The organism is Brevibacillus reuszeri, from assembly GCF_001187725.1.
GTDB lineage: Bacteria > Bacillota > Bacilli > Brevibacillales > Brevibacillaceae > Brevibacillus > Brevibacillus reuszeri.
Map to the genome: position 1 here is coordinate 579946 of NZ_LGIQ01000009.1, position 23948 is coordinate 603893.

Here is a 23948-nt window from a genome sequence, read left to right on the forward strand (position 1 = left end):
TGCGATATCATTCCTATATAATGTCTTCCCCACCAGATCGTTGGACGTGATTTTATCAACTACAATAGTTATCGAGGAATAAGCGTGATACATATGGATCAGTATGTTTACTGAGCGACAAAACTTTGAAGGAGCAAATTTCTTTATGGAAATCCTACTCATGGTACTCGTGTTGTTATTGCTCATCGGTGCTTCTAATGTCATTCAGCGCTTTGTGCCGTTCATTCCGGTACCACTCATTCAGATTGCACTTGGGATCGTAGCCGCGTATATGCCTAGCCTGCATCACGTTCCATTGAACCCTGAATTATTCATGGTTCTGTTTATCGCTCCCCTGCTCTTCAACGATGGGAAAATTACTCCTCGCGATGAGCTGTGGAAGCTCCGAACCTACATCTTGTTATTAGCTTTAGGACTCGTTTTTGCTACTGTACTTCTTGCAGGTCCATTCATTCACTGGCTCATTCCAACCATTCCACTATCCGCAGCATTCGCGCTTGCTGCTATCCTCTCACCGACTGACGCTGTAGCTGTTGGGTCGATCGCTGGCCGTATCAAACTGCCCGGAAACATTTTGCGTCTGCTCGAAGGAGAATCGTTGATGAACGATGCCTCGGGTCTGGTAGCGTTCAACTTTGCCATTGCTGCTACTGTTACCGGTTATTTTTCCTTGTCTGAGGCCATTGGTAGCTTTTTTGTGATTGCAATCGGTGGTTTGGTGATTGGCGCTCTACTCGGTTTTGCCGTCATTTGGCTCCGTTTGCTCTTGCGTCGGCTCGGAATGGAGGATGTGACGCTACATATGCTGATCATTATCCTCACCCCGTTTCTCATCTATATTGCAGCAGAAGAATGCCATGTTTCAGGTATTCTAGCCGTTGTCGCCGCAGGTGTCGTCCATGCAATTGAGAGAGATCGTGTGGAATCTGCTTCTGTTCGTCTTCGTATCGTGTCTGACAGCACCTGGTCAGTCATCCTTTTCTCACTAAACGGTCTCGTTTTCCTCTTGCTCGGACTGGAGATTCCAGGAGTCGTAGCGAAAATATGGGAGGACCCTGCCTATCAGAACGGACAGGTCATCGGTTATATCTTTCTGATTACAGCCGTATTGATGATTTTACGCTTTCTCGTGGTATTGGCGAGGGATCGTCAGCTGCGCTCTTCCGTCATCACTGCACTCTCTGGTGTTCGTGGCGCCCTAACACTCGCAGCCGCGTTCTCGATCCCAATGGTATTAGACAACGGCAGTGCATTTCCTGAACGCAACCTGATTCTCTTTATTTGTGCGGGAGTTATTTTGCTGACGCTGATTTCTGCCAGCACCTTCCTGCCTTTACTCGTACGAAAATCTGAAGAAACAGGAGATCATCCTGAAAACCGAGCAGAAACAGAACGCACGGCTCGTATTGCTGTGCTGGATTCTGGCTTACGCACAGTGCGCGAAGAAATGAACGAGGAGAACAAGCAAGAGGGTGTAGAACTGGTTGGTGAGTATACTCGCCGTATGCAGCAAGCAAAGTTCGAGGGAACAACGGATATCGGTCAGGCTTGGCGAGCGATGGTAAACATCCGTCTGGAAGCATTGAAGGCGGAGCGAGAAGTCGGTGAACGCTGGTTATACGAAGAGCGAATCACCCCGCAGCTAGCCGCCTATTTCCGTGCGTCTCTGAATCGAATCGAGCTTTTACTGACGAATCGGGTCAAGTTCAAGCTGTTGCTGCTGCTCGCCTGGTCCACCGTGCGCAAATGGCTAAAAGGCCGAAATCGCATCCCCAGTCTCATAACTCCTTCTGACCCTGAATGGGACAGCTATAAGGAATTGAAACTCGAAGCCATTCAGTCCGCCATCACCAGGCTTAAACAAATGGAGAATGAGGAAAATCGGGATGCAGTCCTTACTGTTCTGGCCGATTATCGGTCGATGGCATTGCAATACCAAAACAACAAGCGTAGAAGTGGTACTAGACGTAACATGAGCTTTCAGCGAAAAGAGCTAGAACTGAAGGCCATCCAAGCGGAACGAAACGCCATTCAGATGTTATACGAGCAAGGCGACATCGATCGACACTTTGCCGGTAAATTACGCATGGACGTTAATTACCGTGAAGCAAGTTTGTTCGAGTCCCAAGAAGGACACTGAGATATCCACTTTTCCGCCAGCAAAACACGGATTTGGCACGGTAAGGTGCTCCAGATTTAAAAAAAGCCGGCTTTCACCACGTTAAATGGTGTAACCGGCTTTTTTGTTATCCCTGATTTATTGTTTTTGATGTGAGGATCGAAGTAAACAACATTCAACTTTAAATTATAGGTATTTATAAATAATTTCATTTGTTTCAAAACAAAAAAGTTAAATATTTAGTTGGTTACGCATGTTAAACATCGAATTCATCCTGTAAACTAAAAGTCACCAAGAAAATCGGCGCTTGGCATAGATCCACTGAGCTAGAAAATATAGAGAGAGGTGCTCTTATATGAACCAAAATATAGCTTCAGCCGCACAGCCTGCATCGAATAATACTACTTCCGACCGTCTTCCATGGGGGAAATTACTCGCTTTGGCGATGGCAGGGTTTATCTGTATCCTCACTGAAACGCTTCCAGCAGGTTTGTTGCCCCAAATCAGCGATGGGCTCGGAATTTCAGAAGCCCTCACTGGCCAACTCATCACCTTATATGCCCTCGGCTCTACTTTGGCTGCGATACCTTTAATCACGGCTACACGAGGGTGGCGAAGACGGCGACTGCTCCTGATGTGTCTTCTTGTTTTTCTTGTATTCAACACGATTACAAGCGTATCCCCCAATTATATCCTGACATTGGCTGCACGCTTCTTCGCGGGTGTGTCCGGCGGTGTTGTCTGGGGAATAACCGCAGGCTATGCGCGTCGCATGGTTCACGAATCTTTGAGAGGACGGGCGTTGGCAGTGGCGATGATCGGCTCTCCACTCGGGCTTCTGCTGGGTGTACCTATTGGAACTTATATTGGGGGCTATATCGGGTGGCGACTTGTTTTTGGAATTACATCCCTATTGTCGCTACTACTTATTTTTTGGGTGCTCAAAGCAGTTCCTGATTTTCCAGGGCAAGCTGCCAAAAAGCGGCTTCCCCTTCGCAACGTTTTCTTTCTACCCGGGATCCGATCCGTTCTCTTTGTCGTGGTGTTCTGGGTACTCGCGCATAATGTCCTCTACACCTATATCGCCCCGTTCCTTGCGCAGGCAGGGCTTTCCGGGAGAATTGATTTAATCCTGTTTCTATTTGGCATTGCTTCCGTGGTTGGTATTTGGATGATTGGCATGCTGATCGATCATTGGTTGCGTATGCTCACAATATTTAGCCTCACTGGCTTCGCTGCGGCATCTGTACTGATGGGGATCTTTATCGGTCAATCTGAGGTCATCTATTTCAGTATTGTATTGTGGGGGCTGACCTTTGGGGGTGCCGGGACATTACTTCAAACAGCACTGGCAGAAGCAGCTGGTGAAAATGCTGATGTAGCCCAGTCGATGCTTGTAACCGGTTGGAACATGGCCATCGGTGGTGGCGGTATAATCGGTGGTATCCTTCTTGAAACACTTGGCATTAGTAATTTCCCGTGGGTAGTGCTCCTCTTGCTCCTGTTTGCTCTACTCATTACCGGGCGTTCCAAAGAACATGGATTTCGAGCTATGAAACGCTGAAGCAGCTACTATAAAAATAATCCACCGTAGCTTTATCTCAAGAATCATGAAATGAGAAATCCGGTTTGATCTCCGGATTTCTTGTTGTATATCGCTTCTAGATGCTATCAGAAAGAGAATGTACATCATTAGAAATGAAGAATTTATGATCAATTGGCGATGACATCACTATAAGAGTCGTGTATGTTCCGTATTTATTGCATTTATTTGCAAATTCTTCTAAAGATCGAATCGAATCGGTAATGATTTTCAACATATAATTGTATTCCCCACTAATACGATGACATTCGATCACTTCGGGGGAGGAACGGCAAAATTCAATAAATCCATCACAGTCCCTAGTATGAAACGGCATATAGGCTGCGGCATGTTTTCCGATTTTTTCAGGAGAAACGATCGTACGATATTGTTCGATTATCCCCTTCTCCTCCATACGCTTTACTCTTTCCGTTACAGCTGGTTGTGACAGACCGACGCACTTGCCAAGCTCAGTCATAGAAATTCGCGCTTGATGCTGAAGGTGGTACAGGATATTTCGATCGATTTGATCCATTGATTTATCCTCCTTTTAAAATAAAGGTGTTTTTACCCAAATTGACTAATTTTCATTAGTTTCTTAGTAATCTGCTAATGATAGTTAATGATACTTGTGAAAAGCTATTATAATTATAAAATGCAGGAACAAAAAACCAATACGATAACTATTTAAAGAGACGATAAATCATTGATCAAAGTGTGTTTTTTGACTGGCGTTTTTTCTTATTCATTTGATATGCCCCGATAAACGTAAAAAAGTCCCTGCTCCACAACAAAGATGGATTCAAGGAACTATTTATGACCGTTTATCCATTAACACAACAAGACATCACCATATTTTTTGTCCAGGAATATCCTTCATGAACAAACTCTCTACTTGGGTTGCTATGTGGTGTATGTTCAAAAATGAAATTTACTTCATTGCATTGTGATAAAAACACCAGAATAGGTGCTAGCTTGTATTGCTCTCCGTTATTTTCATGACTTGGATGTACTGGAATCCAAATGTATTTATCGCCTTGATAAGCTACATTGTGCAAATGAACGACTCTGATGTATTGTTTCCACTTCTCTACATAGTTTACAATTTCCTCGCCTGTTGCAATCAGATAATCCCCTATGTCTATGCAGAGCTTCAAGGAGTACTTCTCCCAAATTTCTAACGGAAAAGAATCAAGATATTGAATTCCTTTCGGAGAACGGCCAATCCCTAATTTCGGTTCACAAATAATCGGTATCGCGTATTCGTTTTGAATACGGCTCAATTCTTGCAATCCCACTTCTATTAACTTGTTTACATTTTCAGTGGTTTCACCTGTGAAGTAAGGAAAATGCACCAGCATATATTCAGCACCTAGACGTGACAATAATGCGGCTTCTTCCTCTACTTGCTTTCTGGCTACCAGAGGATCAAATGAAACCTTTTCGAGCAAGTCGTATTTACTTCCATTGCGTAATAACGGTGAATGAACGCCAAAGGGAGTTTGTTTCTCTCTACAAAGATCTAAGAAAGCATGGAAAGCTGATTCACTCGGAAATTCCCCAATTTCAATGAAGTCAATATCGTCCCAAAATAATTCAGCGAATTGCTTGGGATTCGTTAAAATGGTGCTTCCAGAAACACCAAATCTATGCTTGTTCAACTTTCATTCCTCCCTAATTCCAATCCTCCCCTTGATTCTACCATATCTCCCCAATTTTCATTCCTATCATTCTGAAAGGATAGAGGTTAAAAAAAGAGCGAAAAAGACCCGATCATGAATGCTATCGGGTCTTCGCGACTTCCTTTTTTCTGAAAACACTTACTTAACTGAGAATGATTCGCTTCGCCTCTTTTAAAGCCCACGCCACGCGGTTTTGACCACGTCTTAGGTGATTGATCGTTACATTGTACAAATGTGAATCTGGTGTAAGAGTATTCAAGGTCATGGCCGGAGCGATATCTGGCAGCTTGGGAACATCGAGAGCCGGATCATGGCGGAATTTGCCACGGCGAGAGAAATTGATTGTAATCAGCGTCCGTCCGAGCTCCTGCAGCTGTTCATTCGCCTTCCTAACCTGTGGGTCGGTCACTTCCGCATTTTCCAACCTTTCGATCGCTTGGTAATACGAATCCAGTTCTGCACGCAAATTTTGTGCCTCTGCCAGCGCTGTCTCGAAGCTGAAGTGATTCCCTGCTGCTTCTTGATAGCTTTGGATCGTTTCCATGAATTCGTCTACGGTATTGCGGAAATTGTACGGTAGAACGGAGGCATTGACCACGCGCAGAATGGAAGCCGTGTAGATCTTGATGTCCTTGAGTAGAATGTCCAAATCTGCCACGGGCAGCAAATCCTCTTCGGTGTGCCATTCGATGTTTGCACCGCAACCACCCACAGGATAATATCCTTTTTCCTTCAGCAGCTCCTCCGGCATACTTGAGGAAAGCATATAGAAAGAAGTAATCCCGATATTATTAAACGAGTAGTCTCCTGCACGAGAAGGTCTACTGCCTTTCGAGCCCTGTTGTACCGTATCCATGATAGCTCCTTGGCACAGCTCATCTACTTCGCTCATCCATTCACTGTAGTCGTAGGATGTGGCCCAACGGCATCCCGGTGAATCGCAGTTTACTTGTGCGACACAATTAGCATCCAGATCGAGACCGTATGTGTCGGCAAACCAAGTTGAGCCCGCATAGCGTCCTGTGGAGTGGCCTGGCCAGATGGCAATTCGCAAGCTGCGCTTCAGCTTGTCGCGATGCTTGAAGAACACACGTGCCATTTCCAGCATCGCTGCATCCCCGGTAGTATTGTCACCAATCCCGACATGCCACGAGTCCAGATGTCCATGAAGCAAGACGAATTTCTCTGGCTCTTCTGACCCTTCGATGAAAATATCGATGAGCGGGCAGGCAAACCATCCCTTCTTGTGGACGGTCTGGAATTCGACTTGAACATTTCCTTGCTTGCACAGCTCGATCAGCTCATCACCATCTGCTCGATTGACCGCTAACGCAGGGATTTTTGGCTCATGGTCAATCGTATCCAGATCAGGGGCTCCCCAAATCGTTGTGCAAATTCCATCATGGATATTTTTGCCCGGATTAACGAAAATCGCACCAAGTACACCAAGCTTGTCAAATGAGGCTACTTTTCCTGGCATGGCGAGACCTTCGGTAATAACCACCTTTCCTTTCAGGTCACTCGAATCGACACTGACCTGGGAATGAAACACTTCCTGCATGTCTGCTGCATGACCGGATGGGACGTAAACAAGCTCTCCGCTCACCCATTGATCGCCCGTGGAAACAGCGAATGCTGGCGTTTTTGCGCGAATTTCCTTTACCGTCGGACTTGTCACTTTGACCCCTGCGTGTACCGGAACACTCAGATACAGCTCTGGATGATGAACCTTATGCGGTACTCCCCATTCTTCCAAGAAGCTGACGAGATGATTAAAGGCAGTTCGCTCGTCTTCACTGGATGATTCACGAACAAGAGTGCTGAACTTCTCCAGGATAACTTTTGAAGCATCCAGATTGATTTCATCCAGGAGTGTTTTTTCCGTATCTTTATAGGTAATTGTCATAATAACTCTCTCCCAACGTGGATTTATTTTCTCTCTTGATAAGCAATTCTTCGATTGTGTTTGCTTGCTCTGAAGGTAGCTTTGGCGGTACGGTAAATGCTGCTTTGGATTGCTTCAAGCCACAGCTTGCCAATGATTCAGCGAGCTTCAGTGCCGCTTTTGCCGGATTGATCACAGGGATTTCAAGCAGCTTCTGCATGTCTTCTGCGACTTGTAAAAATGCCATAGACATGCAGCCAAGAACAAGCACGTCCGCGCGGTCTTTCTCGATGGCTTCCCGTCCGATGCGAACGAGCTTTTCCAGTGTCTCCTCCCGATTCGCAGCCAGTTCCAATACGGGTATGTTGACCGCTCGAACGGACGTGACCATACTCGCAAGCCCAGATTTCTGAATCAATTCATAACTGCTGGCAATCATGCTATCGGCTACAGTCAGTAGTGTAAATTTCCGCCCGAGCACGGCAGCCGCATGGAAACTACTCATTCCTGGTCCCACAACAAGCATGTTTGTACAAAGCTCCCGATAGGCATCGATACCTGGATCACCTGCACATCCGACGATTGCGGCATCAAAGCCTTCATATTCCAAGCGGACCATGCCTTTCGCATATCCAGATATCGCGAGGTACTCTTCATACATGGATTCGATCGAGGCAGGACCATCTTTTGCATAAGCCATTTGAATAGTTGTGCCGGGAGCTGACCATTCTTGCAGCAAACTCCTCCGCCTCTCTACTTCTTCTGTTGATTTTGGCGCTGCTCCGACATAGGCTATCTTCACCAGCGCTTCACCCCTCTGCCATTTGCCCTAGCGAGTCCAAAACTTTTCATCTTGTACGTCTATCCCTTTTCCTTCTTGAATTCCGTTATCAAATCAGGAACGGCTCACCAACAGCTCATCGAGTGATTTCACTTTCCCACTGGACAGTTTTGGCGGTATCGCAAATGCCTTCTTGGAATGAACCAGCTCGATCGCCACGAGGGCTTCTGTCATTTTCAACGCAATTTTCGCAGGGTTGACCACAGGAATGCCAAGCGCTTCTTGCAATTCTTCCGCCACATTTAAAAAGCCCATAGACATGCAGCCGAGAACAAGGACATCAGCGTGGTCCTTCTCGATGGCTTCTCGTCCGATGCGAACGAGCTTTTCCAACGTCTCTTTCCGATTTGTGGCCAGTTCCAGTACGGGGATGTTGACAGCACGCACAGAGGCCAGCTTGTCAGTTAATCCCGATCTGGCGACTAACTCACGACTCGAACCAATCATGCTGTCTGCAACCGTGAGCAAGGTGAACTGATGCCCAAGCATGGCGGCTGCATGAAAGCTGCTTGCAGCAGGACCCACCACAAGCATGCGACTGGTGATCTCCCGAAATGCATCGAGGCCCGGGTCACCTGCACAACCGAGGATGGCGGCATCATAACCTTCTTGTTCTAGCTGATACATGATCTTGGCAACTGGAGGAATGGACAAGTATTCCTCATACATCGATTCGATGGATGCTGGCCCCTCTTGTACCGTGACGATTTCCACATTCGTCCCGGGAGCTGCCCAGAGCCCCAGCAGCTCGCCTCTGCGAGTGGCTTCCTTTTGATCCATCGGGCCTGGTACGACGTACATGATCTTCATATCACATGCTCCTCTCTTTCTGCCTTTCTTTCCAAATAAGGCGTAACCATGTGGCAAGCGACGATTTGACCAGTATCCGCTTGTCGCAGCTCAGGGGTCGTCTCCCGGCAGATAGCCTCGGTATACGGGCATCTGTCCTGAAAATGACAACCTCTGGGCATATTGATCGGGCTTGGCACATGATTTTTTATGCGAACCTCCTCCGGATCCTCGTCTGGATCAGGAGAGGGTACTGCTGCTAGCAAGGCCTGAGTGTAGGGATGCTTGGGCTTGTGCAAGACGCTCATGGTATCTCCGATCTCAACGACTTTTCCCAGATACATAATCGCCGTTTGCTCACACATATAAGAGATGAGCGATAGATCGTGGGAGATGTAGACCGTCGTAAGCTGCAGACGCTCTGTCAAGGCTTTCATCAAGTTGAGAACGCCCGCACGTACGGAGACATCCAGCATGGATACCGGCTCATCCGCTACCAGGAAAATCGGATCTACAATCAGTGCCCTTGCCAATACGACCCTTTGGAGTTGCCCCCCGCTCATCTGGTGAGGGTACTTTTCAAAAAAATTTTCCGCGGGAATCAAATTGACTTGCTCAAGTGCCTGCTTGATGAGGAGAACTCTCTCTTCCTTTGTGCCTATGTTGTGAACAATCAGCGGCTCGAGCAAAGAGCGAAAAATCGTAAATCGCGGATTCAGGGCCTCAAATGGATTTTGAAACATCAATTGCGCTTGCTTGCGAAACTGTTTGAGCTCTTCCTTCCCTCGTACATGCGTGATGTCTTTGCCGTTGAATAAAAAGCTGCCAGAAGTGGGCTCATACAGCTTCAAGAGCATCTTGGCGGTTGTGGTCTTTCCGCATCCGCTTTCACCGGCGATGCCTAGGGAATGTCCTTTGGGGATACGAAAGCTCACATCGTCAACTGCCTTTAACACGCCTCCTCCCACTCCGCTTTTGCGAAACAAATGCTGCCTTGCTTCAAAATGCTTGGAAAGCCCGCGGACTTCTATGATGGGATTTTCTGCCATGTACCTACCTCCTTGGCCATCTCCTGCAGAACAGCGATTTCGTCCAAACGATGACATGCTGCAAAATGACGATCGCCCACGGGAACAAGCGCTGGTTCTACTTGGCTACATGCTTCGAGCCTAAAAGGACAGCGGGCAGCGAATCGGCATCCTTTGGGTGGATCAACCAAGTCGGGCGGAGAACCCTCAATCGAGATCAATGTGTTTTCTGTTTTCTTCAGGTTTGGGAACGCATTGGCTAGTCCCATCGTGTACGGATGCATCGAGCTTTTCAGCACTTGTGAAACAGGACCCATTTCAATGATTTTCCCAGCGTACATCACCGCCACATCATCACATGTCTGTGCTACAACAGAAATATCATGAGTAATCATAACCAGCGTAAGTCCAAGCTCCTTTTTCAAAGTTTTCAGAACCCGAAGGACCTGATTTTGTACAATCACGTCCAGTGCAGTAACGGGCTCATCCGCAATGACAAGCTTGGGGCTTAGTGCGAGCGCGAGTGCAATCATCGCCCGCTGCTTCATTCCTCCTGAGAATTCATGTGGATAGTACCGCAGCCGCTTTGTATCCAATCCAACCATAGTGAACAGATCATGTGCTCTTTTCGTTGCTTCTGCCCGAGAAAGCTTTCCCTTTAGCGTCAAAATCTCCAGGAATGAATCAATGACAGGATAAACAGGATTGAGCGAGTCCATCGCCGCCTGTGGGATGAGGGATAAATCCTTCCAGCGAACCTGGCGGATGCTTGATTCGGCCATCTGGGTCAAGTCTTTCCCATCAAACGTGACCGAACCTCCGGCAATGCTCCCATTTCCGGCGAGCACGCGAATAATGCCCTTCACCAAGGTGCTTTTGCCGCAGCCGCTTTCCCCCACAAGCCCCAGGCTTTTGCCTTGATCCACCGCGAAGGATACGCCATCGACGGCTTTGCTCATTCCACGCGACGTTTTGTAGTAGATTTTCAAGTCGTTTACTTCCAATAACGACAATGATTTCACCGCCTTGGTTATTGATTCTTCAACCGAGGATACAAAATTTCTTCAGAGCCTCTTCCGATATAGAATCCAGCCATGACCGTCAGCATGATAAATATGCCAGGCGGAATAATCCACCAGTACGCCTCGCGACTCAATGCCTGGGAAGCGTACGCATCATTCAGCATGAAGCCCCAGCTCATCATGGCAGGATCGCCAAATCCGAGAAAGCTGACTGCCGCCTCCGTCAAGATTGCCCAGCCCATGGCAAGCGATCCGTACAAAAAGGAAAGCGGAAGGATGTTCGGAGCTACCTGTACGAATAAAATACGTAAATCAGAAGCGCCCGAAATTTTTGCCGCTTCCACAAAGCTACGCTCGCGTACCGTGAGAACCTGGGAGCGTATGACACGAGCCGTATCCCGCCATAAAAGCAGCCCCATCGCCAGGACGATATTCCAGACACTCGGCCCTAAGAAAGCGACCAAAACGATGACGAATGGTTCAAACGGAATACCGAATGCAATATCGGTGACACGCATCAGTACACCATCGACACGGCCTTTGTAGTAGCCTGCGAACAGACCGACCAGCGTGCCTACGACCACCACAAAGAATGCTGCGGTAAGCCCCACCATCATCGCAGGCTTTGCGCCATAGATGAGCTGGGAGAAAATATCTCGTCCCATGTTCGTTGTTCCTAGCCAATGCTCAGCAGAAGGCGGTTGGTTGAACGCCAGTTTTCCGTTGTGCTTGATCATCTCATGTGGATCATAGGGAGCGATGAGTGGTGCGGACAGCGCGATCAAGATAAAAAACAGGTAAATGACAGCACCCGTCATGCTAAACGGATCATTTTTCAAAAAACGGTAGACACCCGCAACATTCTTTGCAAGAATCGTCAGCAGACTTGTTTTTCGATAAGTGACTTGTACAGGGCTCTGCCCCATTCTTACGTCCGTGTTCATTCCACTCACCTCCCTTTACCAAATGTGACCCTCGGATCCAAAAAGCTGTACAGGATATCTGCCACAAAGTTCATCATGACCATCACAGCTGCGCTCAAGATAAACGCTCCTTGGGCCAAGGCGTAATCACTTGCCGAAACCGCATTGACGAGAAGACGCCCCAAACCTGGCCAGCTAAAAACCATTTCAATAACGACATTTCCTCCAAGCGCGTACCCGATCCCCACGGCCATAGCGGTGACAACTGGCAGTGCTGCATTGCGCGCGGCGTATTTGAGCATGATTCTACGCTCACTAAGCCCCCTCATTCTGGCGACTTCCACGTAGGATTCACCCATTACATCCAGCATGTTGGACCTCATCAATAGCAGAGGAAGCCCCATCAGATAGATAGCCGCGGTCAATGCCGGCAGAAACAGGTGCTTCAGAAACGAAAGTGAAGTAAGCTTCTCCCATTCGGATGCATAGACAACACCTGTCGCGGAAGCTCCCCCTGATGGAAACCAATGCAACTGAAAGGAAAAGATCACAAGCACGATCATGCCGACCCACATTTGAGGAGCGGATCTCGTAAACAGGGTGACGATTATGCCGACTGTCTCGAATTTGGTTTTGCGCTTCCATGCAAGGAGTACACCGCCGAATATCCCGACAAGGTAAGCCATCGCGAACGAAAAGATCATCAGGTACAGCGTGTTGGGCAAAACGCCCCAAATCACATCCATCACAGGCGCCCGAAATTTAAACGAATCGCCTAGCTCTCCCTGGACCAGATTGGCTAGATAGATCAAATATTGCATCCACAGCGGTTTATCCAAGCCAAACTGTGCCATCAAAATGTCTTGCTGCTCCTTCGTAAACGTCGGGTCAATGTAGGCAACCAGCGGATTACCAGGCATCAGTCGAAAGATAAAAAACAGGATCGTCGCAATGATCCAGAGGGTCAGGATCATCTGAGCGAGACGATTCAAAATGAATTTTGATCGGTTCCCCAATACGTTCTCTCCTTTCTCGGAAGGCTTCAAAGGCGAGGAATGCTTGCGATCAACTACGGCCAGCATTCCTCGCACCTGGCACAAATGAAGGAGATTCTGCCCTTATTTTCCGAGCTCTTCTTTTTTGCCTGCCGGATAGAGCAGTTTACCTGCTGCATTCCACTCATAGCCAGCTTCTTGCAAAATCTTTTTCGCTTCCTCTACTCCACCTGTTGGATATGGTAGATTCGGATTTTTCCAGATTGACAGGGCTGGCGATATGACGGAATCGCCCGGTTCTGCGAAATCTTTGTATACGACTTGTGCCATCATGTCCCGGTCAATGGCAGCAGCCAAGGAGCGCCGGAAAGCCACATCATTAAATGGTGGTCTGCGATGGTTCACAGCAAAGAATTGGAAGCCGAGATCGGTCGTTGTTACCATCGTGAGATTTGGGCTAGCTTCTACCTTTTGCTGGAGCAGCTGTCCATCTCCAGGAAACACTGCCAGGAAGTTGATTTCTCCATTTTCGATCATTCCAAGAGACGCTTCGGTGTTTGGAATCTCCTTCATGATCCACTTCTCGATTTTTGGAGGTGAAAAGTGCTCTTTGTTGGAGGTTAATACGACTTCCTCTTTGAATTTCCAGTTCTCGTATTTGAACGGTCCAGAGCCGATGGGTGTTTTCTCCTGATAGCTCTCCGCATTCTCCGGTTTATTCTTCAAATCCTCAATGATCGGACCCCATATATGCTTGGGAACGAGATTCAATTTGGATAAGCTGGCCGTTTCGAATGCAGCCCATGGTCGTTTCAGCGTAAACTCCAAGGTGAGCGGATCTTTGATATCGATCTTATCGATGATTTCAACAAACGGTTTATACATCGGCACTTCACCGGTTAGCGGAGCCTCATAGGAGAACTTCACATCTTCGGCGGTAACGGGTTTGCCGTCATGCCATTTCATCCCTGCTCGCAGCTTGATTTCCACCTGTGTATCAGTTTTCCAGGTGACTGATTCAGCAGCCCAAGGCTTCGGAAGACCGTCTTTGTCGATTCGCATCAGACGATCCCAAATCAGCTCGGTTACCCATGAGTCAAAAGAGCCGCTAATGTAAAATGGATTGATAGCCTGAACGGAGTCGTTGCTATTTAAGATCATGTTTTTTTGCTGCCCAATCGGTTCCGCATTCAGATAAGTCCAAATGTTGCGGATACCCATCCCCGCCATCTCAACGATGGAGTTTTTGTCAAACACTTGATGGTTATACACGTATTTTAATTTAGGGTGGACATTGAAAAGATAAGCGACGTCGCTGGCGATCAGCTCCTGTGCTTTGAAAATCAGATTTTTCCGCTCTTCTCTGTCAACCGTGATCCGCTGCTGCTCCGCAATCTTGTCGTACTCAGGGTTGTTGTATCCTACAAAGTTGTAGCCGTCTTTTGCCGTACTGGAATGGAACAGGTTATAAATGAATTCATCCGGATCTAATCTCTCTGGACGTGCTGCCATTTGCCAGCCAGTCATGTCCCACTCGTCGCGTTTATACCAGACGATGTCCGATTGCTGTTCATAGGGCATTGCCTTAAGCTCGACGCTGATACCCAACTCTTTCATGGCTCCCGCAATCAGGTTGGCCCGCTCGTATTCATCAGGTGAGGAGGCTTGCGGTCTGGTCAGGATTTGCAGAGTGCGAATCTCCCTGCTCTTGGCATCCGCAGGCTCTGTTTTCGGCGTATCGTTGGTTTTGGGCTGCGTCTGGCTCTCGCTGGTGCATGCAGAAAGCACTGTTCCCAGGAGCACGGTTGTTGCCAATAGACCGAACTTCCACTTGCTTGCTTTTTTCACTCGATTTCCCCCCCTAAAAGATAGATGATGTGTGTACGAGGCGCTTGGCATGATGCAATGTCCAGGAAAGTCGGTTTTGTCCCCTCATCAAGTGCGTCAGAGTCACCCTGTAATGATGGGACCCTTCCTCAAGCTGAGGCAGTGTGTTGGCAGGTGCGATATCAGGAAGAGGTGGAATATCAACGGCTGGATCATGCCAGAACTTGCCACGGCGAGTAAAATTGATGGGTACCAGTGATCTGCTCAAGTTTCGTAGTACCTCATTAACACGCTTTACTTGCGGATCGCTAACGTCCCTCGTGTGGAGCTGCACGTGCTCGATTCGATTGTAGAAATCGACTAACGTCGTACGAAGCTCTCTCGCCTGAACAAGTGCGAGCTCGAATGAAAAATGATTGCCTGCAGCTTTTTGGTACCTCTCGATCGTCTGGATAAACTCATCAACGGTATTTACAAAGTGGAAAGGATGCAAGGTGGCATTCACAATCTGATAGAGAGAAGCAGTATAGACTCGCACATCTCGCTTCAGGATTTCGTAATCGATGATGTGAATCAGGTCCTCTTCCGTATGCCATTCAATATTTGACCCGCAACCGCCAACAGGATAGTAGCCTTTCTCCTGTAGCACTTCATCAGGAATGCTTGAGGACAGCATATAAAAGCCAGTCAATCCAATGTTATGGAATGAATAATCGCCTGCACGCGGTGGTCGATGTCCCACGGATTCTTCTCCGATCGCTTCCTGAATGGCCGTTTTACAGAATGGATCGACTTCGCTCATCCAGCTCATCTCGTGGTAGGAGGTCGCCCATCGACATCCGGGAGAATCGCAATTAACCTGGGCGATGCAATTTTCATCTAGATCCAATCCAAAAGTATCCGCAAACCAAGTCGATCCTGCATAACGACCAGTGGAGTGCCCCGGCCATATCGCAATGCGCAGGCTTCGTTTCAGCAGGTGACGATTTTGGTAGAAGATTCTGGCCATTTCAATCATGGCAGCATTTCCGGTGGCGTTATCACCCAATCCCTGATGCCATGAATCCATGTGCCCGTGCAGCAGGACATATTTATCTGGTTCTTCTGTGCCCTTGATGAAGATGTCTATAAGTGGACATGTAAACCAGCCTTGATCCAAATGGGTTTGGAATTGCACCTCCACACTTTCTTGGGCGATTCTATCAATCAGTTCCTGTCCGTCTGTGCGATTGATCATCAACACTGGCAGCTTCGGGACGTTTTCGTACGTATCCAGGTCCGGCGCTCCCCAGATCGGTGTACAAATGCTCTCGTGAATGTTTTTGCCGGGGTGGATGAATATGGCGCCGATAATTCCTTGCTCGTTTAGCTCTCTGATTCTAGCTGGTCTTGGAAAACCCTCGGTCAAGACAATCTTCCCCGACAGGCTTCTAGACGCTGGATCAAAGGATGCATCCTTTTGGTTGTCCCACTTTTTCTTGAAACCCGTGGGGACATAGATCAATTCCCCGCCTTTCCATTCATCACCAGTAATCACAGAAAAGGCCGGATTCTTCGCTCGTATTTCTTTTTCCACGGGCATTACCAGCTTGAGCCTCGCAGGTCTTGGTACACTCAGATAAAGATTTGGGCGATGCACCTGATGAGGTACACCCCACTGATCCAACAGACTGGATAAATACTGAGCAGCGACTCTCTCGTCTTCACTTCCCGATTCTCTCACCAGGCTGCCAAAGCGCTCCAGGATCACCTTTGGCGTCTCCATGCTGATCTCATCCAGCAGATTTTTCATGGCTTCAACCAATACTCATCTACCCCCTTTTATCGTTCGCGTGCCTCGTCTGGTCATATACGCAAGTCCCGTGCCATTCACGAAAAGGGCAAACAAACGCCCATCTTGCTGTCGAATTGTGGAAAACCTCTTCCTTGAATATGAATTTAGGGTTGGAATGCCAGGCAGTAAAGACCCTAAAAACCTAAGATTCAGAAAATTCAACTTCCAACGCTAAAAGCAGCAAGCACCAAAGTCGATGTGGGGCCATTCCATGGAGAACGATAAAAAAGACAGCCACAGACTAAGCTAGTCGATGACTGCCAAAAGGTTATTACTGAACAGAACAGAAAGCATGAATGCTGAGCTGTTAGTGATCTATTGGCCCTTAATGATCTTTTGCGCTTCTTTCATTGCCCAAACAACGTGATTTTGTCCTCGAAGCAAATGAGTTTGCGTGACACGATAACGGTGAGAGCCTGACTCTAATGCTGCTAGCTGCAGCGCAGGAGCGATATCGGGCAATGCGGGAATCTGAACGGCAGGATCATGGTGGAAATTCCCTCGGCGAGTAAAGTTGATTGGAATAAGGGTCCTGCCTAGCTGCAAAAGCTTTTGATTTGCTTCCTTTACAGCTGGCGAAGAAAGATTTGTCGTTTGCAGTGATTGCAAATCGCTATAAAACTCCTCTAAAAAACGGCGAAGAGTCGTGGCTTCGCTTGCAGCTTGTTCAAATGAAAAATGCTTACCAGCCGCTTCCTGATACTCCCGGATGGTTTCGATGAACTCATCAGCAGTCTTGCGGAAATCATAGGGAAGTATAGTCGCCTGTAACACACGATAGATCGAGGTCATATATACACGCAAATCTCTGTGCAAAATCTCATAATCAGCTACATGCATCAAGTCGTCTTCCGTATGCCATTCAATGTTGGAACCGCAGCCGCCTACCGGATAATAGCCTTTTTCCTTCAAATGCTCCTGCGGAATACTGGACGATAGCTTGTAGAAGGATGTGATCCCAATATTGTGAAACGAATAGTCGCCAGCACGATTCGGACGTTTTCCCTTGGCTTCCTCCTGGACTGCATCGTAAATGGCCTGCTTGCAATGATCCTCCACTTCATTCGTCCAGTCCATTTTTTCGTAGGAGGTAGCCTGACGGCAGCCGGGAGAGTCGCAGTTTACTTGCGCAATGCAATTGGCATCAAGATCGAGTGCAAACTGGTCAGCAAACCATGTCGATCCAGCATAGCGTCCTGTGGAATGGCCTGGCCAGATGGCAATTCGCAAGCTCCGCTTCAGCTTGTCGCGATGCTTGTAGAAAATCCGCGCCATTTCCATCAATGCTGCATCCCCTGTTGTATTATCTCCTATCCCCACATGCCAGGAATCCAGATGGCCGTGCAAGAGAATATACTTTTCCGGTTCCTCGGTTCCTTCGATAAACAAGTCAATTAGCGGACATTTGAACCAGCCCTTTTCCAGACGGGTAGACAGCTCGACCATCGTTTTTCCTGCCTTGCACATCGCCTTTAGCTCTTCTCCATCCGTTTTGTTGATGGCAACCACAGGAATTTTTGGCTCATTGTCGATCGTATCCAAGTCCGGGGAGCCCCAAATCGTGGTGCAAATCCCATCGTGGATGCTCTTGCCAGGATTGATGAATATGGCACCAAGAACTCCTTTGTCGTGGAAGGTGGCAACCTTTTCAGGCATCGCCAACCCCTCACTGATGACGATTTTCCCAGTCAGGTCATTCACTTCTTCCTTCACTTTGGCATCGAATATATCGTATCGGTCCGTTGCTTGTGCAGAGGGAACATAAACCAGCTCCCCTGCTACAGGCATGCCATTTGTCGAGACGGAGAAGGAAGGCGTTTTTGCACGATAAGACTTGGTTTCAGGTGTAAGCGTCTTTACTGAAGCTGTTTTAGGGACGCTCAAGTAGATAGAAGGCTCGTGTACGGTATGTGGTACACCCCATTCTTTCAAGAGCGACGCGAGAAAACGGGCGGCAGTTCGCTCGTCCTCACTGCCCGACTCTCGGATCAACCCGCTAAATGTTTCCAAAATCCGTTTGGGGATCTCCATGCTGATTTCATCAAGCAGCAGCTTCTCATGCTCTTTTATGAGACTCGTCATGGCACCCTCCGATTAGGTTGTGGCTTTTTCACTTACGAATGAGCACATTTTCAACAGCTTACGTACACGCTGCAAGGTCCAAGCTACGCGATTTTGACCGCGTGTAAGATACGTGAGGACAACCCTATACGCGTGAGAGGCAGGATCAAGCTTGGACAAATAGTGCGACGCAGATAAATCTGGTAATCGCGGCATATCAATCGCCAAATCATGGCGGAATTTACCCGTTTTTGAAAAGTTGATAGTGACGAGCTCTCGTCCAATTTGGCGTATGACCTCATTCACTCTTTTCACATTTGGATCTGAGACTATGGTAGATGAAATGAATGGAAGCTTCTTGTAAAATCCCTGTAATTCATGTGAAAGCTCCATGGCTTCCTTTTTCACAAGAGAGAACGAAAAATGCCCCATTGCTGCCGTCTCGTATTCCTCGATCGTGTCCATCAGCTCTGCCACCGTTTTCGAAAAGGAAAAGGGATGAATCGGGGAATTGACCACGCGAAGAATCGTAGTCATGTACACCCGGATGTCTCGAACGAGAATATTCAGGTCAGCGAGATGCATGAGGTCCTCTTCACTGTGCCACTCGATATTCGATCCGCATCCGCCAACAGCATAGTAGCCCTTTTCCTCCAACTCTTCTGCAGGAATGCTGGACGAAAGCATATAAAATGCCGTGATACCGATGTTGTTAAAGGAATAATCGCCCGCTCGATGTGGCCGAAAGCCTTTGGACTGCTCCCCGACGGCATCTTGGATAGAGGATTGGCAGAGCTCCTCTACCTCGCTCATCCAGGACATGTCCTCGTACGAAGTTGCCCAGCGGCAGCCTGGTGAGTCGCAATTCACCTGCGCAATGCAATTCTCGTCGAGATCGAGGCCAAACTGATCTGCGAACCAGGTTGAGCCTGCGTATCTGCCTGTCGAATGCCCTGGCCAAATCGCAATTCGTATACTGCGCTTTAGTAGATGGCGATGCTTATGAAACAGACGTGCCATTTCCATCAAGGCGGCATTTCCCGTGCCATTGTCTCCTATCCCCTGATGCCAGGAATCCAAATGACCGTGCAATAAAACGTACTTTTCGGATTCCTCGGTTCCCTCAATCCAGATATCAATCAGTGGACATGGAAACCAGCCGCTGTCCAAAAGCGTCTGGAATTGCAAGGTGACTTTTCCTGCCTGACAATCGGTAATAAGTTCGTGTCCGTCCTGCTTTCCGATCATCAAAGCAGGAATCCGCGGCTCCTCGTTCATGGTATCCAAATCAGGTGAGCCCCAGACGACGCCGATCGTTCCCTCATGGATATAACGACCTGGACTGATGAAAATAACACCAAGCGCTCCCTCATTGCCCAATTCTTTTGTTTTTCCTGACACCGGATATCCGTCAGTCAATACAATCTTCCCTCGGATATCACCGTATTTATTGGTTGCCAGCGGGTCAAATGCATCGGAGAGATCGTCTTCCTCTGCAGGTATGTACACCACCTCTCCGCAGATCCATTGGTTCCCCGTCGAAATCGAGCACGACGGTGTTTTGGCTGTGATTTCTCGCGATACAGGTCCAGTAACGATGAGGGTAGCCTTTATAGGAACACTTAAGTGAATATTCGGGTAATGAATCCGATGCGGGATTTGCCAATCCTCCAGAAACTGGGCCAAAAAATGAGCAGCAATTCTTTCGTCCTCACTCCCCGATTCACGGGTTAATGTGACAAATCGGTCCAGAATCGTTTTCGGAACATCTGTCGCGATGTCGTCTAACACGCTTTTCTCTACCTGATCGATTTCTAAAGTCACGCCGAAAGCCTCCTCTCCAACGAAGATCGTGTACTACGATTGGCTTGTATTATTTGGAAATTGTTTCTTGTTGATCCTGTTTGCCAGATACTCGCTGGCAATAGTGGTCGAAAAAGATCGCCATTGACTTCTCAAAATCGAGTACGCCTTGTACTGTGCAGTATTCGTCGCTGGAGTGCTGTCTGGCCCCGTGTCCCATTCCTCCTGTTACATACGGAATTTGCAGATAGCGTTCAAAAACATAATAGGGAGCGCTGCCTGGGTTCAGCGGTTGGATTTGCGGTTCCTTGCCCATTGTGCGATATGTGTCGATCATCGCCTGAACAACATGCTCATCCACAGATACTTTCGACCAATAGTATTTATTGGCGACGTTCATTTCGATGTCGGAAAAGCCGTGTTTATCCAGATGCGCGCGAATGAGGCGTACAACTTCATCAGGCTCCATATGAGGCACCATGCGGACATCCACTTTAGCGGTCGCGATATGTGGCAATAGCGTTTTCGTTCCTGGTCCTGTGTAGCCGGAGAAAATCCCGTCGATGTTTAGCTGCGGCCGGCTATACAGCTTCTCCCAAACATCCATTCCTGTACCCTCATATTTCAAGCGTCTTACATCATAGTTTTCGAGGAACACCTTTTCGTCATAGATGCCATCCTCGATTTGTTGTGCTAAGATGTTTCTCTCTTTTTCAGGTATCTCGGAGACATCATCCAGGAGACCTTCTATTAAAATGTTTTCATCCACGTCTACCATGGTTGAAAGTGCTTGGACAAGCCGCCAGGCAGGGTTTTTCACCCATGCATTAAAGGAGCCGTGAATACCGCGAGAAGTGGGCCCTCCCCAATCGCCACCTTGACATACCAGTTCAAAATAGAGCAAGCCTTTCGTACCGAGCACAAGTCCAGGCGTACCTACTTCATCCTGCTCAAAGAATGGGAAAAGGACGGCTTCTGCTTTGGCTAATTTCTCTTTGTACTGTTCGAGGAAGGCAGGGAAGTTGCGACTCCCCATTTCCTCTTCCCCCTCGACAGCAAAGATCAGGTTGACAGGAAGCTTGCCATCCACTTCCTTTATGGCGCGAATCGTATTGAAGAAAGCTCCCAGTGGTCCTTTGGTATTGACTGCACCCCGGTTGATGATGCACGGACCAAATTTGGGCAGGTCCTTGATTTCTGCTCCCCACGGATCTACTGTCCAGCCTTCTTCGTCCGTCGGCATCACATCGTACATTCCATAAACTAGAAGGGTGTGCTCCTGCCCTTCGTCAAACTCCCCAAATACGATGGGATGACCATTGGTCGGAACCACTTCCGCTGTTCCTCCCAGCTCTTCGATGATCTCTTTCAATTTGCTCGCTGTCTGTTCTATGCCTTCGCCTGTGTAGCTAATGCTTGGCATCCGCAGAAACTCGCGAACACGCTCCAAATCTTCATCGAAGTTTTTCTCCAAATGCGAAAGAACCTCATTCAAATTCATTTAGGCACCCTCCTTTAGCTTTTCTCGTTCAAATGATCATTGCACTACTTTGAAAGAAATTGCCTGACGCGGTTCAAGTACTTCTCATTTTCTTCGATATGTGGCGAGTGCCCGCTATTTTCATAGATAACCAGCTCGGATCGAGGGACCAGGCTGGCGATTTCCTCCGAAGCATCTACGGGCGTAATCCAATCGTGTCTGCCAACAGATACAAGAACCGGCACATCAATAGATGGCAGCTTGTCACGAAGATTAAATGTTGGTTGATTCACACGGAAGGCGAAGTTGTGTGTTTCATAGTGATAGTAGATGCTATCGATTTTTTCTTTCGCTGACACGGGATCGTATTCTACCGTATACAAGGGCTGGAGAGCGAAGAAGACGGATTTTAGCTCTTCGTTTGAACGCATCTCGCCAGCAAACATCCGGACCAGCTCATCCTCAGTAAGCCCGGGAAGATTGGCTTCCATCGCCCTCTTTGTTGCACCATCCTGACGATCTGAGCCGGGTTTTGTATCTCTGAGCATGACTTGCGAGACATGCTCGGGATAGCGAGTAACGTATTCCAAAGCCATGTAACCGCCATACGATCCGCCATGGACCACGATTTTGTCCAGATGCAGCTGCTTACGTAATTCATCGATATCAGCTGCCCATTGCTCATGCGTATACGGAGGTTTTTCTTCTGATCTGCCAGAGCCTCGCATATCCAAAAATACGAGCTTATGCGTCGATTCCAACGGAGCAAACGCTTTGCGGTCTGCGCGGCAATCCCCCAGACCGGGTGCTCCATGGATGAAAAAAATCGCATCCCCATCCTCTTTTCCGTGGACCTCATAGTAAATTTGGCAATCATTTATAGTCGTGTACATGCTACCCTCCTATGCTTTGATAATTAATTGATCGAGTGTCTTTGGAAATTGCGTAACGACAAGTGGCTCGTCGTCTGTGACAATGATCGTATCCGAATGGCGGAAGCCGGAGAATTCCTCGATGTAAATGCCCGGCTCGCTTGAGAGCACCATACCTGGACGCAGTATGGTATGGTCTCCCACCTCGATCCACGGAGCTTCATGCTCCTCCAAGCCTTTTCCATGACCTGTTCGATGCAGCAGGTACTGACCGTAGCCAGCTTTTCGGATGTAATCCAGTGCGATTGCGTCGATATCCGAGCATTTATTGCCAGGACGCATGGCTTCGATCGCCATCTGTTGCGCGGTTGCCATGACCTCCAGCACTTTTGCCTGCTCAGCACTCACATCCCCGATAAAGCAAGTGCGTTCACATTCGGCTCGATAACCGCCTACATTTGCGCCGCAGCTGAGAATCAACGTCTCTCCCTTCTCCATGCGCTTCGCACTCGGCAATGCATGCGGCATCGCCGTGCGAAGGCCACTAGGAACGAGTCCCCCAGCTGGTCCACCTGGGACGTACACGACCTCACCCAAATCTTCAATCATTTTGTTCAGGGTATCCCCCGAGATTGTCTGCAGCATCTCCAGCTCTGACATTCCTGGAGTGGCTACCTCCGTTCCCCGCTTGACGATATAATCCGAGTAATATCCAGCCGAACGCAGCAATTCGACCTCATAAGGATCCTTTGTGAGCCGCAGTTCGTGAATAAGGGTATTCACTGACAAGGATGTGGGCGCAATCAATTCTTTCACGCGCAGAAAAAGCTCGCGACTCCCACCATCGATGCTTACCTGCACTAAATTTGGATATGTGTGCTTGATGCTGCTTATCATCCAATCAATCGGATGCACGACTCCCGGATATTCAAAATAGTCGCGTATGTCTTGGAAGATTGTCGCATGCTTCGCCTCTGCCAGCTCCATTACAGGAACAAACAAAATAGATTCACCCGATGCCGGAACAAACAAAACAACAGGCCGCTCATTTGGAAAGTGAAACAGTCCCGTCGTGTAAAAAATGTTGTACGTGTTCGTAACGAGGAGTCCACTGATGGCGTTCTTTTGCAAATGCTCTTGAATGCGGGCAATCCTTTCTGTGTAGGCTTCTTTCGGAATCTTGGTCAGCATTTTTCGTCCCTCCA

General features: G+C 48.1%; 18 protein-coding genes. 2 read left to right on the top strand and 16 right to left on the bottom strand.

Annotation, left to right across the window (positions count from 1 at the left end; translation table 11 throughout):
* The first annotated feature begins 145 nt into the window (after positions 1-145).
* A complete protein-coding gene (locus ADS79_RS17210) occupies positions 146-2140 on the top strand; it encodes a Na+/H+ antiporter (protein WP_049739641.1) in 1995 nt (664 codons plus the stop codon).
* Positions 2141-2474: 334 nt separating this feature from the next.
* On the top strand, positions 2475-3683 hold the full coding sequence (locus ADS79_RS17215; protein WP_049739642.1) for an MFS transporter: 1209 nt from the start codon (positions 2475-2477) through the stop codon (positions 3681-3683).
* Between the two features lie 97 nt (positions 3684-3780).
* On the opposite strand, the gene ADS79_RS17220 is transcribed toward ADS79_RS17215, so the two are convergent.
* The 16 genes from ADS79_RS17220 to ADS79_RS17295 form a co-directional block, all read right to left on the bottom strand.
* Positions 3781-4236: an Lrp/AsnC family transcriptional regulator gene (locus tag ADS79_RS17220; RefSeq protein ID WP_049739643.1), complete on the bottom strand. Its 456-nt coding sequence runs from the start codon at positions 4234-4236 to the stop codon at positions 3781-3783.
* A gap of 289 nt (positions 4237-4525) precedes the next feature.
* Positions 4526-5362: a TIM barrel protein gene (locus tag ADS79_RS17225; RefSeq protein ID WP_049739644.1), complete on the bottom strand. Its 837-nt coding sequence runs from the start codon at positions 5360-5362 to the stop codon at positions 4526-4528.
* A 163-nt stretch (positions 5363-5525) separates the two neighbouring features.
* Positions 5526-7289, bottom strand: a complete 1764-nt coding sequence (locus tag ADS79_RS17230) for a M28 family peptidase (RefSeq protein WP_049739645.1) — start codon at positions 7287-7289, stop codon at positions 5526-5528.
* Positions 7273-8070, bottom strand: a complete 798-nt coding sequence (locus ADS79_RS17235) for an aspartate/glutamate racemase family protein (RefSeq protein ID WP_049739646.1) — start codon at positions 8068-8070, stop codon at positions 7273-7275. Before ADS79_RS17235 ends, ADS79_RS17230 begins: the two co-directional genes overlap by 17 nt.
* 93 nt (positions 8071-8163) lie before the next feature.
* Complete coding sequence (locus ADS79_RS17240) at positions 8164-8919, bottom strand: aspartate/glutamate racemase family protein (RefSeq protein WP_049739647.1); 756 nt, start codon at positions 8917-8919, stop codon at positions 8164-8166.
* Positions 8916-9947, bottom strand: a complete 1032-nt coding sequence (locus ADS79_RS17245; RefSeq protein ID WP_049739648.1) for an ABC transporter ATP-binding protein — start codon at positions 9945-9947, stop codon at positions 8916-8918. Before ADS79_RS17245 ends, ADS79_RS17240 begins: the two co-directional genes overlap by 4 nt.
* Positions 9926-10939, bottom strand: coding sequence for an ABC transporter ATP-binding protein (locus ADS79_RS17250; protein ID WP_049739649.1), 1014 nt, complete (start codon positions 10937-10939; stop codon positions 9926-9928). Before ADS79_RS17250 ends, ADS79_RS17245 begins: the two co-directional genes overlap by 22 nt.
* Before the next feature lie 17 nt (positions 10940-10956).
* Positions 10957-11892, bottom strand: coding sequence for an ABC transporter permease (locus ADS79_RS17255; protein ID WP_236700015.1), 936 nt, complete (start codon positions 11890-11892; stop codon positions 10957-10959).
* A gap of 5 nt (positions 11893-11897) precedes the next feature.
* The gene (locus ADS79_RS17260) at positions 11898-12953 is read right to left on the bottom strand and encodes an ABC transporter permease (RefSeq protein WP_084765973.1); all 1056 of its coding nucleotides are present in this window, start codon (positions 12951-12953) and stop codon (positions 11898-11900) included.
* Positions 12954-12989: 36 nt separating this feature from the next.
* Positions 12990-14714, bottom strand: coding sequence for an ABC transporter substrate-binding protein (locus ADS79_RS17265; RefSeq protein ID WP_236700016.1), 1725 nt, complete (start codon positions 14712-14714; stop codon positions 12990-12992).
* Positions 14715-14727: 13 nt separating this feature from the next.
* On the bottom strand, positions 14728-16497 hold the full coding sequence (locus ADS79_RS17270; RefSeq protein WP_049739650.1) for a M28 family metallopeptidase: 1770 nt from the start codon (positions 16495-16497) through the stop codon (positions 14728-14730).
* A gap of 345 nt (positions 16498-16842) precedes the next feature.
* Positions 16843-18609 carry a M28 family peptidase gene (locus ADS79_RS17275; RefSeq protein ID WP_049739651.1) on the bottom strand — a complete coding sequence of 589 codons (1767 nt, stop codon included), beginning with the start codon at positions 18607-18609 and terminating at the stop codon, positions 16843-16845.
* Positions 18610-18621: 12 nt separating this feature from the next.
* Positions 18622-20412 carry a M28 family metallopeptidase gene (locus tag ADS79_RS17280; protein WP_049739652.1) on the bottom strand — a complete coding sequence of 597 codons (1791 nt, stop codon included), beginning with the start codon at positions 20410-20412 and terminating at the stop codon, positions 18622-18624.
* 49 nt (positions 20413-20461) lie between these two features.
* Positions 20462-21892 carry a M20/M25/M40 family metallo-hydrolase gene (locus ADS79_RS17285; RefSeq protein WP_049739653.1) on the bottom strand — a complete coding sequence of 477 codons (1431 nt, stop codon included), beginning with the start codon at positions 21890-21892 and terminating at the stop codon, positions 20462-20464.
* A gap of 44 nt (positions 21893-21936) precedes the next feature.
* Positions 21937-22764: an alpha/beta fold hydrolase gene (locus ADS79_RS17290; protein WP_049739654.1), complete on the bottom strand. Its 828-nt coding sequence runs from the start codon at positions 22762-22764 to the stop codon at positions 21937-21939.
* 9 nt (positions 22765-22773) lie between these two features.
* Positions 22774-23934 carry a M24 family metallopeptidase gene (locus ADS79_RS17295; protein WP_049739655.1) on the bottom strand — a complete coding sequence of 387 codons (1161 nt, stop codon included), beginning with the start codon at positions 23932-23934 and terminating at the stop codon, positions 22774-22776.
* Between the last annotated feature and the right edge of the window lie 14 nt (positions 23935-23948).